General features: G+C 74.1%; 15 protein-coding genes. 6 read left to right on the forward strand and 9 right to left on the reverse strand.

Going from position 1 to position 16,455, the window contains the following annotated elements:
• Nucleotides 1-9: 9 nt before the first annotated feature.
• Genes ACJ9NR_RS02475 through ACJ9NR_RS02485 form a run of 3 tightly spaced genes read right to left on the reverse strand, consistent with a single transcriptional unit; the run spans nt 10 to nt 3,314 of the window.
• Nucleotides 10-1,836, reverse strand: a complete 1,827-nt coding sequence (locus tag ACJ9NR_RS02475) for a sensor histidine kinase (RefSeq protein ID WP_412490031.1) — start codon at nt 1,834-1,836, stop codon at nt 10-12.
• Nucleotides 1,833-2,540, reverse strand: coding sequence for a response regulator (locus ACJ9NR_RS02480; RefSeq protein ID WP_412490030.1), 708 nt, complete (start codon nt 2,538-2,540; stop codon nt 1,833-1,835). Before ACJ9NR_RS02480 ends, ACJ9NR_RS02475 begins: the two co-directional genes overlap by 4 nt.
• An 18-nt stretch (nt 2,541-2,558) precedes the next feature.
• Complete coding sequence (locus tag ACJ9NR_RS02485) at nt 2,559-3,314, reverse strand: L,D-transpeptidase family protein (protein ID WP_412490029.1); 756 nt, start codon at nt 3,312-3,314, stop codon at nt 2,559-2,561.
• Nucleotides 3,315-3,570: 256 nt separating this feature from the next.
• On the opposite strand from ACJ9NR_RS02485, the gene ACJ9NR_RS02490 reads away from it, so the two are divergent.
• Complete coding sequence (locus ACJ9NR_RS02490) at nt 3,571-3,930, forward strand: DUF488 domain-containing protein (RefSeq protein ID WP_412490028.1); 360 nt, start codon at nt 3,571-3,573, stop codon at nt 3,928-3,930.
• On the opposite strand, the gene ACJ9NR_RS02495 is transcribed toward ACJ9NR_RS02490, so the two are convergent.
• The 5 genes from ACJ9NR_RS02495 to ACJ9NR_RS02515 form a co-directional block, all read right to left on the reverse strand.
• Nucleotides 3,885-5,741: a GMC family oxidoreductase gene (locus tag ACJ9NR_RS02495; RefSeq protein ID WP_412490027.1), complete on the reverse strand. Its 1,857-nt coding sequence runs from the start codon at nt 5,739-5,741 to the stop codon at nt 3,885-3,887. The two genes, ACJ9NR_RS02490 and ACJ9NR_RS02495, sit on opposite strands and share 46 nt — an antisense overlap.
• The gene (locus ACJ9NR_RS02500) at nt 5,738-7,120 is read right to left on the reverse strand and encodes a tocopherol cyclase family protein (RefSeq protein WP_412490026.1); all 1,383 of its coding nucleotides are present in this window, start codon (nt 7,118-7,120) and stop codon (nt 5,738-5,740) included. The genes ACJ9NR_RS02495 and ACJ9NR_RS02500 overlap by 4 nt, the downstream gene beginning before the upstream one ends.
• On the reverse strand, nt 7,117-7,803 hold the full coding sequence (locus ACJ9NR_RS02505; RefSeq protein WP_412490025.1) for a FadR/GntR family transcriptional regulator: 687 nt from the start codon (nt 7,801-7,803) through the stop codon (nt 7,117-7,119). The genes ACJ9NR_RS02500 and ACJ9NR_RS02505 overlap by 4 nt, the downstream gene beginning before the upstream one ends.
• Nucleotides 7,804-8,030: 227 nt before the next feature.
• Nucleotides 8,031-9,701 (reverse strand): FAD-binding dehydrogenase, encoded by a 1,671-nt coding sequence (locus ACJ9NR_RS02510; RefSeq protein ID WP_412490024.1) that lies wholly within the window; start codon nt 9,699-9,701, stop codon nt 8,031-8,033.
• Nucleotides 9,702-9,718: 17 nt separating this feature from the next.
• Complete coding sequence (locus ACJ9NR_RS02515) at nt 9,719-10,357, reverse strand: TetR/AcrR family transcriptional regulator (protein WP_412490023.1); 639 nt, start codon at nt 10,355-10,357, stop codon at nt 9,719-9,721.
• 119 nt (nt 10,358-10,476) lie between these two features.
• Between ACJ9NR_RS02515 and ACJ9NR_RS02520 the strand changes: the two genes are divergently transcribed.
• The 3 genes from ACJ9NR_RS02520 to ACJ9NR_RS02530 all read left to right on the forward strand — a co-directional run bounded on the left by ACJ9NR_RS02520 (nt 10,477) and on the right by ACJ9NR_RS02530 (nt 13,351).
• Complete coding sequence (locus tag ACJ9NR_RS02520) at nt 10,477-11,103, forward strand: alpha-ketoglutarate-dependent dioxygenase AlkB (RefSeq protein WP_412490022.1); 627 nt, start codon at nt 10,477-10,479, stop codon at nt 11,101-11,103.
• A 227-nt stretch (nt 11,104-11,330) separates the two neighbouring features.
• The gene (locus ACJ9NR_RS02525) at nt 11,331-12,077 is read left to right on the forward strand and encodes an MBL fold metallo-hydrolase (protein ID WP_412490021.1); all 747 of its coding nucleotides are present in this window, start codon (nt 11,331-11,333) and stop codon (nt 12,075-12,077) included.
• A gap of 38 nt (nt 12,078-12,115) precedes the next feature.
• A complete protein-coding gene (locus ACJ9NR_RS02530; protein WP_412490020.1) occupies nt 12,116-13,351 on the forward strand; it encodes a DUF4032 domain-containing protein in 1,236 nt (411 codons plus the stop codon).
• A 1-nt stretch (nt 13,352) separates the two neighbouring features.
• Here ACJ9NR_RS02530 and ACJ9NR_RS02535 read toward each other — a convergent pair whose 3' ends face one another.
• Nucleotides 13,353-14,228, reverse strand: a complete 876-nt coding sequence (locus ACJ9NR_RS02535) for a universal stress protein (RefSeq protein ID WP_412490019.1) — start codon at nt 14,226-14,228, stop codon at nt 13,353-13,355.
• A 62-nt stretch (nt 14,229-14,290) separates the two neighbouring features.
• Here ACJ9NR_RS02535 and ACJ9NR_RS02540 point away from each other — a divergent pair, with 62 nt between their 5' ends.
• Together ACJ9NR_RS02540 and ACJ9NR_RS02545 are read left to right on the forward strand one after the other, a co-directional pair.
• A complete protein-coding gene (locus tag ACJ9NR_RS02540; RefSeq protein WP_412490018.1) occupies nt 14,291-14,647 on the forward strand; it encodes a VOC family protein in 357 nt (118 codons plus the stop codon).
• 130 nt (nt 14,648-14,777) lie between these two features.
• The gene (locus ACJ9NR_RS02545; RefSeq protein ID WP_412490017.1) at nt 14,778-16,454 is read left to right on the forward strand and encodes an NAD(P)/FAD-dependent oxidoreductase; all 1,677 of its coding nucleotides are present in this window, start codon (nt 14,778-14,780) and stop codon (nt 16,452-16,454) included.
• The last annotated feature ends 1 nt before the right edge of the window (nt 16,455 follow it).

Genomic DNA, 16,455 nt, shown 5'->3' on the forward strand with positions numbered 1-16,455 from the left:
GGCACGGGCTCAGCCCCCGGGCGCCGGGGCGCCGGGCATGCGCAGGGTGAACACGGCACCGGAGCCCGGCTCGCAGGCAGCGACGACGCTGCCGCCGTGCGCGGCGACGAGATGACGGACGATCGGCAGGCCGAGCCCGCTGCCGCCGGTGCGGCGGCTGCGGGACTTCTCGGCCCGCCAGAACCGTTCGAAGACGTGCGGCAGGTCCTCGGGCGCGATACCGGAGCCGGTGTCCGCCACGGTGAAGACCACCTCCTCGCCGTCGCGGCGGGCCGCCAGGGTGACGGTGCCGCCGGCGGGCGTGTGCCGCAGCGCGTTGGAGACCAGGTTGCCCAGCGCCTGCCGCATGCGCACCGGGTCGGCGTCGAGCCACGGCGCGCCGTCGTCCTCGGTGCGTACGGTGACGCCGGCCGCGTCGGCGCCGACGCGGTGGGCGGCGGCGACCTGGTCCAGCAGGTCCTGCGCGCGCACCGGTTCACGGCGCAGGTGCAGGGTGCCGGCGTCGGCGGCCGCCAGGTCCTGGAGGTCGTCGATGACGCGCTGGAGCACCAGCGCCTCTTCGTGCAGGGAGGCGAGCAGCCCGGGATCCGGTGCCACGACGCCGTCCCGGGTGACCTCCAGCCAGCCGCGGATGTTGGTCAGCGGGCTGCGCAGTTCGTGGGCGATGTCGCTGACCATGGCCTTGCGCTGGGCCTCCAGGCGTTCGCGCCGCTCGGTCAGGTCGTTGAACGCCTCGGCCAGGATGCCGGTCTCGTCCCGCGTGGTCACCGGCACCCGTACGTGCAGGTCGGACGGCTGCTGGGCCGCCTCGGTGAGCGCCCGCAGGGGCCGTACGAGCCGGGTGGCGACGACGGCCGTGACGACGACGGTCACGGCGAGCACGAGACCCGCGGCACCCACGATCTTCGCCTTGTTGGCCGGGGACATGTCGAAACGGGGCGGGGCGGTCTCGTCGTCGCCGAGGTACAGCTCGGCCACGGGGGCGACATAGGGGTCGAGTTGGGCGCGCAGGGCCTCGTCCGCGCAGCTCCGCGCGGTCTTCATCGCCGCGCTGTCGCCCATCTTGGCGTACTTGCCGATGACGTAGCGGCTCGACGTGAGCGTCCCGCTGGGGTTCAGCATGAGGTACAGCGGCCCGTCGGAACCCAGGCCGTGGCGCTGGAGGCAGCCGCGGGCAGCCGCGGTGAGCGCGTCCAGCGCCTTGGTCTCGGTGCGGGTGGGGGCGCCGAGCACCCCGTAGCCGCAGTCCTGGACCAGGTAGTCGGGGGCGGCGCTGCCGTCCGGGTCGACGATGACGGGGCGGCCGCCGGGCATCGTCTCGATCCTCGTGTCGATGCCGAACCGGGAGTAGCAGGACCGCTCCTTCTCGGCGACCATCCGCAGCCTGCGGCGTTCGCCGGCGGTGAGCCGGTAGGGTCCCACGGCCCGCGGGTCGATGCCGCTGAGCTGCGCGCCGGACTCGCTGTAGGTGTCGCTGTGCAGGGGGTCGACGGTCGCCGCCGCGCCGAGGGGGAGGGCGGTGCCCTTCCGGGCCGAGTCGGCGATCGGTGTGCGGTCGGCGGTCGTCAGCGCGATGCGCCGGCCGGTCCGCGCGGCCAGCGAGCGCACGAGGGGCTGGACGCCGTCCCACCGGGGGTGGGTGGCGGCGTAGCCGCTGAGCTCGGCGAGGATCTTCATGTCGTCGGCGAGGTCCTGTCCCTGTTCCTCGCGCAGGGCCCGGGTGGTGGTCTCCACCGCCAGCCAGGCCGTCGCCGCCACGGAGCACACCGCGATGAGCGCCGACGCGATCAGCAGCCGCACCAGCAGCCGCTTGCGCAGCGGGATGCGGCGTTTCACGGACGGCCGCCGCTGAGCTTGTAGCCGACCCCGAAGACGGTCAGCAGCCGCACCGGTCGCCGCGGATCGGTCTCGATCTTGCGGCGCAGGTTCATGATGTGCACGTCTATGGCGCGCTCGGTGGAGGCCCGGTCGAAGCCGCGGGTGCACTGCAGCAACTGCCGCCGGGAGAAGACCCGTTCCGGCTCCGCCGCCATGGCCAGCAGGATCTGGAACTCGGCCGGCGTGCACTCCACCGGCGCGCCCTCGCAGCGCACCTCGTGCCGCTCGGGATCGACGGCCAGCCCGGCGGCCCGTACCACCCGGTCCTCCCGCACGCCGACGGCCCGGCCGCTGCGCCGCAGCACCGTGCGGATGCGGGCCATCAGCTCGCGCGGGCTGTACGGCTTGGTCATGTAGTCGTCGGCGCCCAGCTCCAGACCGAGCAGGACGTCGTCCTCCTCGGAGCGCGCGGTGAGCATCAGCACGGGTATGCCGGCGTCAGCGGCGTCGCCCGCGCGCAGCACCCGGCACACCCCGAACCCGTCGACGAGGGGCAGCATCAGATCGAGGACCACGAGGTCGGGTCTCGTTCTGCGGGCCGCGTCCAGCGCGGCGGCCCCGTCGTGGACCACCGTGGCCGTGTGCCCCTCCGCCAGCAGCGAGCGGCGTATGAGCTCGGCCTGCATCTCGTCGTCCTCGGCTACCAGAACATGTGCGCACACGCGGTGGATCCTCGGTGGTCAGCGGGCCAGGGACGACGCGTCGCCCATGACGACGACGGGGTGGAGGCCGGGGTCGAGCGTGTGCAGCAGCTCCTTCATGTGCCGTTCGGAGATGCTCACGCAACCGTGCGTGGGGCCGCCGTGGTCGACGTGGAACCAGATGCCGCCGCCGCGGGCGGGCCCCAGCGGGCGGGTCCAGTCGAGCGGCGAGGTGCCCGGCTCGCGGTTGTAGTTGATCGCGACGACGTAGTCGAAGGACCCGGCGAGCGATTCGCCCTCGAACCCCCTGCCCGGCGAGACGAAACCGCCGGAGTGGTGGTACGGGAGCCGGGTGCCGGGGTCGCGCAGGAGACCACCGGCGTCGGTGAGGCCGAAGACGCCGATGGGCGAGCGCAGGTCGTTGCCCATGTGGTGCTCGGACCAGCCGTTGAGCGCGTTGTGCGCGGGCCAGCCGGCGCCGGCCCGCCAGCCCTCCGCGGTCCGCCGGTACAGGACGACGGTGGACCGGGGGGAGTTTCTGCCGCGCCCGGTCACGACGACCACCTGCCGGGCGTCGGCGGGGACCTCGGCCAGGGTCTTCGGCCCCAGGCCGGGCAGCTGCAGCGCGGCGCCCTGGGCGGACATCGCGGGCGGGGCCGGGGCCGGAGGGCCGGCGGTGGGGGCGCTCGAGGCGGGCGTGCCACCGGGCGCGTGGACCGGCGACGCCGCGGCCCCGCCGCCGCAGCCTGTGAGGAGCAGGGAGGCGGCGACCAGGGCGCCACGGGGTCTATTCATGATCACGGACCGACTGTGACCGACACATGTGAGGAACTCGTCAGGTTTGGGGGGTTGTTCGACTGCCCCCGACCCTACATCCATGGGGTGAACAGGAAGTTGAGCCCGTTGTCGGTGCTGGTGGTGCCCGCGTGGCGACGTTCCGCGACCGCCCGGACGACGGCCGGGCGCCCCTCGTTCGGATCACGTCACACCGCGTCACCCGAGGGCACCGCATTAGGCTCGGCAGCACCTGCCACCGCGGAAAGGACCGGTCATGAGCGTGCGCGTGCGGCGTGTGTACGAATCGCCCGAGGCGGACGACGGCATCCGCGTCCTCGTCGACCGGCTGTGGCCGCGTGGGCTGTCGAAGGACGCGGCACACGTGGACGAGTGGCCCAAGGCGATCACCCCGTCGACCGGTCTGCGCCGCTGGTACCACGCGGGCGAGGGGTCCTACGAGGAGTTCTCCGACCGGTACGAGACGGAGCTGGACGCGCCGGAGGCGGCCGGACTCCTCGACCACGTGCGGGAGTTGGCCGCCCAGGGGACCGTGACGCTGCTCACCGCCGCCAAGGATCCGGACACCAGTCACGCCGCCGTGCTGGCCCGGCTGCTCACCGGGGATGCGAGGTAGTTCGCGGTGACGGCCAGCGAGGCCGCCATGACGCTGAGTTGGGGGTTGACCTCCGGACAGCCCGGCAGCACGGAGGCGTCGGCGACGAGGACTCCGTCGACACCGCGCAGCCGGCCCTCGGCGTCGGCCGGCGCCCGCAGCGGGTCGCCGCCCGCGGCGGCCGTTCCGGTCGGGTGGAAGGCCGACAGGTGCAGATCGCGCGCGCTGATCCCGGCGAGCAGCGCCCGGAGTTCGTCGAGACTACGAGCGCGCGGCGCGCCCGGGACGCCGGTGAGGACCTCCTGGGCGCCCGCGGCGAACAGGAGGCGGCCCATGGCGTGCACGGCCGTCGTCAGCCGGTCCGCGTCCCTGCGGTCGAGGCGGTAGCGGACCAGGGTGCGGTCGCGGCCGAGGACGCGGCCGGAAGGCCGGTCGGCGATCATGGCGCCGAGGACCGCGAGCCGGTCGGCCTCCTCCAGCTCCCGGCGCAGGGAGCGGCCGAGGCCGGGGAGGACGAAGCTGCTCATGCCGGGTGGGCTCGCGGTCGCCTCGATGAGGATGCCGCGGTCGTGCAGCTCCTCGACACCGGCGCTCTGCAGGACGCCCCGCCAGGAGGTGACCGGTTCGGCGAAGCGGCCCGCGACACTGGTGGCCGGGTGCACGCTGAGGTTGCGGCCGAGGCGGGGATGCCCGCCGAGCCCGGAGCGGCGCAGCAGCGGCGGGGTCTGCAGCGCGCCCGCGGCCGCGACGACGAGGGGGCTGAGGATCTCCAGCTCGCCGCCGTCCGCCCGGCGCGCCAGGACGCCGGCCGCCCGCGGCGGGCCCGGGCGGTCGTGGTCGACGAGGATGCGCAGCGCCCGTGCGCCGGTCACGATGCGCGTCCCGTCGGCACACGCCTCGGGCAGGACGGAGAGCTGCACGCTCTGCTTGGCCCCGGTGGGACAGCCCACCACGCACTGGCAGGAGCCCGCGCAGCCCGGCGCGTTGCGGCGCAGCGGGCCGGCCCGCCAGCCGAGCCGCTCGGCACCGGCCAGGGCGAGCAGGCCGTTGCTGCCCAGGACGTCGAGCGGCTGGGTGGCGACGCGCAGCGTGCGTTCGATCTCGTCGAGGGCGGCGGGCAGTCCCTCGGCCAGGCGGAAGCCGTGGCGGCTGCTCCAGCGGTCCAGGACATGGCCCGGAGTGCGGTAGCAGGTACCGGAGTTGACGACGGTCGTGCCGCCGACGGCGCGTCCGACCGGCAGCAGGAGGGGCGGGTTGCCCAGGGCCGCACCGGCGCCACCGTCCCGGTAAAGGTCGGTGAAGCGGTCCAGGGGCGCGCGGCGCCCGAAGGACGCCGTGGTGTGGTGCTCGCCCTCCTCCAGCACGACCACGGTGAGTCCGGCGCGCGCCAGGGTGCGTGCCGCCACCGCTCCCCCGGCGCCGGAGCCCACCACGACGGCGTCGGCGGTGGTGCGGTCGGGCCACTGCTCGGCGGGGGTGCAGTCCAGCGGCGGGTCCTCGGGAGCGGCCGGCGCCGGTGGGGCCGGGGTCCGTTCGGTGGCCGCGGCGAGCAGCACGGGAACCTTGAGGAGGTCGAGGGCCGCCGCGAGCCGTGGGCGGGCGGCGAGCGAGCCGAGCACCGACTCGCGCTCGTCCGGCGTGAGGGCGGCGAGCCGGTGGCCGCTGTGCAGGACGGCGTACGCGTCCACGGCGGTGGAGGCGGCCCGTACCCCGGCGCGTACCGGCGCCGGCAGGGCGGCCAGGAACGCGTCGAGCCTGCCGGGCACGCGGGTGAGCCACTCCTCGTCCCCGCCGTCGGCGAGCAGGGCGGCCACCAGACCTCGCCCGGTCACCGGTCCCCCACCTCCGCGTGCGCCGTGCCCCGCACCGCCCATGAGGCCTCCCTGCGCCAGTGGCCCCACCAGCGCTCCAGCAGGATCGTCGCGTCGGCGCTCTCGCTGTTGCGGCACACCGCCCCGGCGCCGTCCGGGTCGCGGTAGTCCAGGGCGAGCGTGCGGTCCTCGGGCTGGGTGACCTCGACGCGGACACGGCGCAGCAGTGTGCGGCCGGTCACCGTCCAGACGGGCAGTCCGATCCGGGCACGGAACCGGCCGATCCCGAGCAGGCCCACGGCCGAACGCTCGGCCCGGCGCGGCCAGGTGCGGCCGCGGTGGCGCAGGCGCAGGAAGACCAGCGGGGGCAGGCGGCGCAGCACGGGGCGCGCGGACACCGCGGCGACCACCTCCAGCACGGCGCCGCCGCCCAGGTCCGCGTGGAGCCAGGCCCACCGGTGGGCGTTGCCGTGGCCGTGGATCCGGGCGGAGGCCCCGGGGGCTCCGCGCAGGGTCAGGGTGTTCCCGCCGTAGCCGAGGGTTCCGTCGTACGTGGCCCGGGCGGCCGGGAGCATGTGGGCCGCGGGGAGCAGGGGGCGCCGCCAGGACCAGCGGGGGAAGGTGAACAGCGGTGCGCAGGCGGGGTTTTCGGTGAGGTCCCAGTCGAAGCCGCCGGCGCTCCCGGTCAGCCGGCCCGGCATCGCGTCGACTCCCGCGGCCGAGAACCCGTGGGCGGACCCGTTCCAGGGTGCGGGTCCGAAGCGGTGGTGGCGCACCTCCCCCTCCGGTGGGAAGACGGCCGCCCAGCCGTGCGCCAGGGGCGGCGATCCGTCGGTGGGCGTGACCAGTTCGTGGTGCAGCCAGACACCGGTGCGGGTCGCGGGGTCGGTGAGGGTGGTGTACCAGACCTCGGTGCGGCCGGGTGTGCCGTCCCAGCGCGGCGCGGCGTACCCGGCGGGGTCCTCCCGCCGGGGGAAGCGGAAACTCAGCAGGAAGGGCGCCAGAGCGGTCGCGACGGGGAAGCGGAGGGTGCCCTCTCCGGCCCTCGCGCCGTCCTCGTACAGCGTGAACGGCAGCACGGTCATCGACTTCACCGGGTGGCGCGGGATCACCGACTTCCAGCCGTCCAGGGTGAAGGGGCGGCCGTCGGCGGTGAAGCTCAGCCGGTAGCGGATACGGCGGCGGGCGAGGGGCGAGATCTCCAGCTCGCCGGTGGCCTCCGGGCCGGCGGCGAGGCCGCTGATCCGGACCCGGCCGGCGATCCGGGCCCGGGTGGTCCGGTGCGGCCGCAGCACCTCGTCGGACTCGGCCCGCAGTTCGAGGCGGATGCGGCGGACGCGGTCGCCGGCGTCGAGCCGGACCGTGCCGAGCATGGTTTCCGTGAACGCCGTGCCCCTCACGCCAGTCCCTCCAGCATGATCTTCTCGGTGTCGCGCAGATAGGCGTCCGCGGCGGCGTGCGCACGGTGTCCGTCGCCGGACGTCACCGCCTCCACGACCGGAACGAGCCGGCGATGGGCGGCTTCCGGATCGGTGAAGGGCCCGCGCAGGGCGGCGCGGACGGGGAGGTAGGCGTTGAAGAGCGTGTTGGTCAGCAGGACGTAGACGCGGTTGCCGGTCGCCCGGGCGAGGGCTCGGTGCACCTCGACGTCGGCCAGCTGCACCGCGTCCGCGTCCTGCGCCTCCCGTACCGCGTCCGTGAGGCGGCGCAGTTCGGCGTGCTGTCTCCCGGTGGCCCGCGCGGCGGCCCGCTGGGCTATCAACGCGCCCACGGACCGGCGCACTTCGAAGATCTCCCGGACCCACCTCGGGTCATGGCGTACGAGCATCGGCAGGAGGTCGGCGCCGCCCAGCCGGGCGTAGTCGCGCACCTTGGTGCCGACGCCGTGCCGGGTCTCCAGGAGGCCGGCCTGGACGAGACGGCCGAAGGCGTGCTTGAGGGTGGTGCGGGTGACGCCGTATCCGTCGGCGAGCCGGCGTTCCGGGGGCAGGTAACTGCCGGCCGGATGGCGTCCGTCGAGGATGTCCTCGCGCAGCCTGGCTTCGAGGACGTCCACGATGCTCTCGCGGGGCAGTGCCTCCACGGATGCCTCCTGAGGCGGATGGAGTGAAGGAGTGGGATGAGTGGCTGAGTGGATGAGCGGGGGGAGTGGCTGAGTGGATGAGCCACTGAACCAGTGGACGCCGACGGGGGTCAACCCCTCTGCCGCAGCCGCTTGTTCGCGGATCCGTTTGTTCCCGGTTCCGTACGAGACAGCGGGGGCGGCCGGTGACGTGTCCCGGCCGCCCCGCGGTGTCGCCCGCCGGCCGCTCAGGCGCTCTGGCGTGCCGCCGCCCGCCCGGCCGCCCGCCCGGAGAAGAGGCAGCCGCCGAGGAAGGTGCCCTCCAGCGCGTTGTAGCCGTGGACGCCGCCGCCACCGAAGCCGGCGACCTCGCCCGCCGCGTACAGACCATCGATGGGCTCGCCGTCGCCGCCCAGGGCGCGGGAGTCCAGGTCGGTCTGGATGCCGCCGAGGGTCTTGCGGGTCAGGACGTGCAGCTTGACGCCGATGAGCGGGCCCGCGGCCGGGTCGAGGATGCGGTGCGGGGCGGCGACGCGGCCGAGGCGGTCGCCGATGTAGCGGCGGGCGTTGCGGATGCCCTGGACCTGTGCGTCCTTGCTGTACGGGTTGGCGATCTGCAGGTCCCGGGCCTCGATCTGGCGGCGCAGGTCGGCCGCGTCCAGGAGCGGCTTGTCCGTCAACTCGTTCATCCTGACGACCAGTTGCTCCAGCGTCGGCGCGGTCACGAAGTCGGCTCCCTTGCGCAGGAAGGCGTCGACCGGACCCGGGGCGCCCTTGCCCAGGCGGTTCTTCAGTACCGCGGCCCGGTCCTTGGCGGTGATGTCGGGATTCTGCTCGGAGCCCGAGAGCGCGAACTCCTTCTCGATGATCTTCTGGGTGAGGACGAACCAGGAGTGGTCGTAACCGGCGATGTCCTCGGTGGTGCGCAGGTACTTGAGCGTGTCGAGGGTGTCGTAGCCCGGCAGGCAGGGGTCGGGCAGCCGGCGGCCGAGAGCGTCGAACCACAGCGGGGAGGGACCGGGCAGGATGCGGATGCCGTGGCCGGGCCAGATCGGGTCCCAGTTGCGCAGGCCCTCGGTGTAGTGCCACATGCGGTCGCGGTTGACCAGCCGTACGCCCGCCTCGGCGCTGATGTCGAGCATGCGGCCGTCGACGTACGCGGGAACGCCGGTGACCATCTCGGTGGGCGGAGTGCCCAGGCGCTCGGGCCAGTGGCGGCGGACGATGTCGTGGTCGGCGCCGATGCCGCCGGTGGTGACGACGACGGCCTGCGCGGTGAGCTCGAACTCGCCGGCGCTCTCGCGGTTGGAGGCGACACCGCGGGCGGAGGTGTCGGGAGCGAGCAGGGTGCCGCGCACACCGCGCGCGGCACCCTGCTCGATGAGGAGTTCATCGACCTGGTGGCGGTGGTGGAAGGTCAGCAGTCCGTCGCGCGCGGCCTTCCTGGCGTGGTCCACGAAGGGTTCGACGACTCCGGTGCCGGTCCCCCAGGCGATGTGGAAGCGGGGCACGGAGTTGCCGTGCCCGTCGGCCCTGAGGTCGCCGCGCTCGGCCCAGCCGACCGTCGGCAGCAGCGTGATGCCGTGGCCCTGGAGCCAGGACCGCTTCTCCCCCGCCGCCCACTCGACGTACGCCCGCGCCCAGCGCACCGCCCAGGAGTCCTCGTCGTCCGTGCGGTCGAAGCGGGCGCTGCCCTGCCAGTCGTTCCAGGCCAGGTCGAAGGAGTCCTTGATGCCCAGGCGCCGCTGCTCCGGGGTGTCGACGAGGAACAGGCCGCCGAAGGACCAGAACGCCTGTCCTCCCAGGTTGGCGGCGTTCTCCTGGTCGACCAGCGCGACCCGCCGGCCCCGGCTGGTGAGCTCGTGGGCGGCGACCAGGCCCGCGAGGCCCGCTCCGACGACGATGACGTCCGCGTCCATGGCGACCGTTCCTTCTCTCAGTGAGGGTCTGGTTGAGGGGAGCTGCCGTCGGTCAGCAGCGCCGTGAGCAGTTGCCTGAGCCAGGCGCGGGCGCCCTCGACGTCCTTGTCCAGCAGCAGTTGGGTGGTGACGCCGTCGTAGGCCGCGACCACGGCACGGGCCGCGCCGTCGACCTCACCGAGCACCGCGGGCAGTCCGCCGAACCCCCGTGCACGGCCGAGCCGTTCGGCGATCGCCCGGCGCAGCCGCCCCCGGTGCTCCAGCAGCGTCCCGGCGACCCGCGCGTCGCGGGCGGCGTGCACCAGGAAGTCGGTCTTCACCAGGAGCCAGTCGAGGTCGAGGAGGAGCACCTCGGTGACGCGGTCGACGGCGGCCGGCACGTCGAGGTCGGGTCCGTCCTGGGCGAGGGCCCCGGCCACCTGGTCGGCGATCAGGTCGGCGCGCTGCCGGTAGAGGGCGAAGAACAGCTCGTCGAGGCTGCCGAAGTTGGAGTAGAAGGCGCCCCTGCTGTACCCGGCGGCGTCGCAGACCTCCTCGATCGAGACCCGTCCGAAGCCCTTGGCGGCGAACACGGCGAAGGCGGCGTCGAGGAGCCTGGCCCGGGTGCGCACCCGGCGCCGCGTGACGCGAGGTTCCGTGCGTTCCCCGACCGCCATGACGCCCGTCCCTCCGTTCGATACGCGAATGTATCCGATACAGCGGCGTATCGAAAGGGCCCGGCGATCGAGCGGAATCAATGGGAACAGATTTTCGAATAAGGGAGTACGCTGGTCCCATGACCACGCACCTCCAGGGCTCGCTCTTCGACCAGACCGACCGGCTGCGCCTCGGCTCCCTCGACGGGATCCGCCGGACACGGCTCGGCCTCGGCGCCTGGATCGACGTCCTGCCCGGGTGGCTCGGCGGCTCGGACGCCCTGTTCGCGCAGCTGGCGGCCGAGGTGCCGTGGCGTGCCGAGCGCCGCACGATGTACGACCAGGTCGTCGACGTACCCCGGCTGCTGGCGTTCTACGGGGCGGGCGACGTCCTGCCGCACCCCGTGCTGGACGAGGCCCGCTCCGCGCTGAGCGCGCACTACGCCCGTGAACTGGGCGAACCGTTCACCACCGCCGGACTCTGCTACTACCGCGACGGACGCGACAGCGTCGCCTGGCACGGCGACCGGATCGGGCGGGGTGCCCGCGAGGACACCATGGTGGCCATCGTCTCCGTGGGCGCGCCCCGCGACCTGCTGCTGCGTCCGGTACGGGGCGGCGAGAGCGTGCGGCGCCCGCTGGGCCACGGCGACCTCATCGTGATGGGCGGCTCCTGCCAGCGGACCTGGGAGCACTGCGTACCGAAGACCACACGCGCCGCGGGACCGCGTGTCAGCGTCCAGTTCCGCCCGCACGGCGTGCGGTGAGGCGGAGAGGCGGCCGCTTCGCCCGCGCGCAGGGGGCTGCCTCCGGCGGACGGTGCCGGAGGCAGCCCTTCTCCCGGGGCGCGGTGCGCCGGGCCCGAGCGGCGCGCCCGCTGCCCGACCCGCGTCCCTGAACTCGCAGGTTGGCGCGGACCCGCCGCCTCCGGCACGGCCCGGGTCTGCTTTGCTGGTGCCTTCGGGCAGGAACCACCTCACCACACGGGGCGATCATGCGGGCAGACGTGCGGCAAGTCGCCGACGGCATCCACCTGGTGCACGGCAGCGACACCAACTGGGTGATCGTCACGGAGGGGAACGAGATCACCCTCATCGACACCGGCTACCCCGGCGACCGGGAGCGGCTGCTCGCCTCCCTGGAGGCGGTGGGCGGTGCCCCGGAGGCGGTCGTCGCGGTGCTGCTCACGCACGCGCACAACGACCACCTGGGCTCCGCCGAGTTCCTGCGCTGCACCTACGGCACGCCGGTCTACCTCCACCCGGCCGAAGTGCCGCACGCGCGACGGGAGTTCCTGCACCAGGTGACCGTCGGGCAGGTCCTCAGGAACGGCTGGCGGCCCGGCGTGCTGCCCTGGGCGGTGCACGCCCTGCGCTCCGGCGGCACGGCCGAAGTGCCGGTCGCCTCCCCGGAGCCCTTCCCCGCCGAGGGCCCGCTGGACCTGCCCGGCCGGCCCGTCCCGGTGCACACGCCCGGCCACACCGACGGGCACGCGGCCTACCACCTGCCCGGCGCCGGGGTGCTGGTCTCCGGCGACGCCCTGGTCAGCGGCCACCCCACCTCGCGGATCAGGGGCCCGCAGCTGCTGCCCGACATGTTCCACCACGAACGCGCCCGCGCGGTGGCGTCGTTGGACGTCCTGGCCGCGCTCGACGGCGGTCTGCTGCTGCCCGGGCACGGACCGGCACACCGCGGTCCGGTGGGTGAGGCGGCACTTCAGGCCAAGGAGCGTGCCCTCTAGGGTGAGGTGACGATCACCGAGGCGAGGACACGCGAGCCATGGCACTGCAGATCAGCGCGACGAACCCGGAGCATCCCGCGCTCCTGCTGGCGCTGCCGTGGCAGCTGCCCCTGGAGGAGTGGCCGGACGAGCACCTGGTCCCGCTCCCGCGCGGCATATCCCGCCACGTCGTGCGCTACGCCCGGGCCGGCGAGGAGGTGATCGCCGTCAAGGAACTCGCCGAACGGCCCGCCCTGCGCGAGTACGGGCTGCTGCGCGACCTGGACCGGCTCGGCATCCCCGCGGTCGACCCCCTCGCGGTGGTCACCGGCCGCACCGACGCCGCGGGCGAGCCCCTGGAGCCGGTGCTGATCACCCGGCACCTGCGCGGCTCGCAGCCGTACCGCTCGATGTTCGAGACGACGATGCGGCCGGCCACCATGCACCGCCTCATGGACGCCCTCGCGGTCCTGCTGGTGCGCCTGCACCTGGCCGGCTTCGCCTGGGGCGACTGCTCGCTGTCCAACACCCTCTTCCGGCGCGACGCCGGCGCCTACGCCGCCTACCTGGTGGACGCCGAGACCGGCGACCTGCACCCTCGGCTCAGCACCGGGCAGCGCGAGTACGACCTCGACCTGGCCCGCGTGAACATCAGCGGCGAGCTGCTGGACCTGGAGGCGTCCGGGGCGCTGCACCCGTCGGTGGACCCGATCGAGTTCGGCATGGAGATCTGCGCCCGCTACCGCGGCCTGTGGGAGGAGCTGACCCGGACCTCGGTCTACCCGGCGGGCAAGTACCACTACATCGAGCGCCGGATACGCCGTCTGAACGACCTCGGCTTCGACGTCGCCGAGATGCAGATCGGGCACTCCTCGCACGGCGACACCGTCACCTTCGTGCCCAAGGTCGTCGACGCCGGCCACCACCAGCGCCAGCTGCTGCGCCTGACCGGCCTCGACGCCGAGGAGAACCAGGCCCGCCGGCTGCTGAACGACCTGGAGAGCTGGATGGCCACCCAGGACGACCACGCGCCCGGCGACCCCCTGGCCGCGCGCCCGGAGGTGCTGGCGCACCGGTGGGTGCGGGACGTCTTCCGGCCCACCGTGCGCGCCGTACCCGCCGGGCTGCGCGGGGCGATGGACCCGGCGGAGATCTACCACGAGCTGCTCGAGCACCGCTGGTACCTCTCCGAGCGCGCGCAGCACGACATCGGGCTGGACACGGCGGTCGAGGACTACATCAGGAACATCCTGCCCAAGGCCCGCGAGACGCTGCAGCCCATGTCGGGCGAGTGACTCAGGCGGTGTGCGGGACCACGGCCACCGGGCAGGGCGCGTGGTGCAGCACACCGTGCGCCACCGAGCCGATGCGCGCCCCCACCGCCGTGCGGTGCGCGCGGCGGCCGACGACCATCAGCTGGGCCCGCGCGGCCACCGACAGCAGCACCTGGCCGGCGCTTCCCATCTCCACGTGCTCGACGACGGGTACGCCCGGGAACCGCTCCCGCCACGGCTGGAGCGCGGCGGACAGCGCCTTCCTCTCGTACGGCTCCAGGCCCCCCGCCTCGTCCAGCAGCTGCATCGAGCCCGGGCTGTAGGCGAACACCGGCGGCAGCGACCAGGCGCGCACCGCGCGCACCCCGGCACCGCGGGCGGCCGCCGTCTCGAACGCGAACCGCAGGGTCCCGGCGCTGTCCTCCGGCTCGCCCTGCTGCCCGACGACGATCTCCCGGCCCGCGGCCTCGGCCGCCGGCTGGTCCCCGGCGCGCACGAGCACCACCGGCCGGGTCGCGTCGGCGATCACCTGCTGGCCGACGGAGCCGAGCAGGAAGCCGACGACCGGTCCGTGCCCGCGCGAGCCGAGCACCAGCAGCTCCGCCCCGGCGGCCGCCGCGACCAGCGTCTCGGCCGGGTCCCCCGGCACGAGTTCGGTCTCGACGTCGAGGTGCGGATGGCGCGCGGTGACGCCACGGACCACCCCGTCGAGCCCCTCGCGCACCCACGTCGCCTGGGTGTCCGGGTCCGCCGCGTCGATCGCCTCGTACGGCTGGAAGCGCCAGGCCTGCACCACCCGCAGCGTGAGCCCCCGGCGGACCGCCTCCCTGGCCGCCCAGTCCAGTGCGGCAAGGCTCTCCTCGGTTCCGTCGACTCCCGCGGTGATCGGGCGCGTCATGGTCGGTGCCTCCCGGTGTCGTGGTCACGTCGCTGGGGACCAGTCTTCACTACCCTCCTGTCATGGCCTTGGAATGGGAGCAAGTCAACGTCGACGCCGCCGATCCCGTGGCGCTGGGGCGGTGGTGGGCGGAGGCGCTCGGCTGGGTCGTGGTGAACGACGCGGCCGAGGAGTACGAGATCCGGCCCGCGCAGGACCGCCTGCCGGGACTCCTCTTCGCCCCGGTCCCCGAGGGCAAGACCGTCAAGAACCGTCTCCACTCGGACTTCCGCCCCGACGACCAGGAGGCGGAGGTGGCCCGGCTCCTCGGGCTCGGCGCCCGGCACGCGGACGTCGGACAGGGCGACGGCGTGACCTGGGTGGTCCTCGCCGATCCCGAGGGGAACGAGTTCTGCGTGCTCTCCTCCCGCCGCCCCTGACCCGCCGCCCGCACTTACGGCGGAGCGAAGCGGGACGATCGAACATACGATGGGCGCAAGCCGGCGCGGCGCCCGCCTCAGCGACAGGGCTCGCCACGCCGTCGGTCCGACCACTCGGGGTGGGAGACGTATGGCACAGGCGTCCGACGCAGCGCGGACCGTCATCATGACCGTGGACGACGACCCCGGGGTGTCCCGGGCCGTCGCCCGTGACCTTCGGCGCCGCTACGGCGAGTCGTACCGGATCGTCCGCGCGGAGTCCGGGGAGTCGGCGCTGGGCGCGCTGCGCGAGCTGAAGCTGCGCGGTGATCTCGTGGCCGTGATCCTGGCCGACTACCGCATGCCGCAGATGAACGGCATCGAGTTCCTGGAGCAGGCGCTCGACGTCTACCCGGGCGCACGGCGGGTCCTGCTGACCGCGTACGCCGACACCAACGCGGCGATCGACGCGATCAACGTCGTCGACCTCGACCACTACCTGCTCAAGCCCTGGGACCCGCCCGAGGAGAAGCTCTACCCCGTCCTGGACGACCTGCTCCAGGCCTGGCGGTGCAGCGACTTCCGCCCGGTGCCCAGCACCAAGGTGGTCGGGCACCGCTGGTCGGCGCGCTCCTCGGACGTGCGGGAGTTCCTCGCGCGCAACCAGGTGCCCTACCGCTGGTACTCGGCCGAGGAGCCCGAGGGGCAGCGGCTGCTGGCCGCGGCGGGGCAGGACGGGCAGCGGCTGCCGCTGGTGATCACGCCGGACGGGTCGCCGCTGGTGGAGCCGGAGGCGCCCGAACTCGCCGCGCGCGTGGGCCTCGCCACGACCCCGGCGGCGGACTTCTACGACCTCGTCGTGATCGGGGGCGGCCCCGCCGGGCTCGGAGCCGCGGTGTACGGGGCCTCGGAGGGGCTGCGGACCGTGCTCGTGGAGCGGTCCGCGACCGGCGGTCAGGCGGGACAGAGCTCCAGGATCGAGAACTATCTCGGCTTCCCCGACGGCGTGTCGGGAGCCCAGCTCACCGACCGGGCCCGGCGGCAGGCCGCGAAGTTCGGCGCCGAGGTCCTCACCGCGCGCGAGGTGACCGGGCTGGAGGTCAACGGCGCCGCCCGGACGGTGCGCTTCTCCGACGGCTCCGCGGTCGCCGCGCACAGCGTGATCCTCGCGACCGGCGTCTCCTACCGGCAGCTGGCGGCGCCGGGCTGCAACGACCTGACCGGGTGCGGGGTGTTCTACGGCTCCGCGCTCACGGAGGCGTCCTCCTGCCAGGGGCAGGACGTCTACATCGTCGGAGGCGCCAATTCCGCCGGGCAGGCGGCCATGCACCTGTCCCGGGTCGCGAAGTCGGTGACGCTGCTGGTGCGGGCCGCGGACCTGTCCGCGTCGATGTCGTACTACCTGATCCAGCAGATCGCCGAGGCCCCCAACATCTCGGTCCGCACCCGTACCGTGGTGGAGTCCGCGCACGGCTCCGGCCATCTGGAGCAGCTCACCCTGCGCGACATGGACACCGGGCGGACCGAACTCGTCGACGCGCAGTGGATGTTCGTGTTCATCGGCGCGGCCCCGCTGACCGACTGGCTCGACGGCACGGTGCTGCGCGACGAGCGCGGGTTCATCCTGGCCGGGCCCGACCTCACCGCGGACGGGCGGCCGCCCGCGGACTGGGAGCTGGACCGGCCGCCGTACCACCTGGAGACCAACGTCCCCGGCGTGTTCGTGGCGGGCGACGCACGCGCCGAGTCCGCCAAGCGCGTCGCGTCCGCCGTCGGAGAGGGAGCCATGGCAGTGATGCTCGTCCACCGGTATCTGGAGCAGTCGTGAG

It is taken from the genome of Streptomyces sediminimaris (assembly GCF_047049295.1).
Taxonomy (GTDB): domain Bacteria; phylum Actinomycetota; class Actinomycetes; order Streptomycetales; family Streptomycetaceae; genus Streptomyces; species Streptomyces sediminimaris.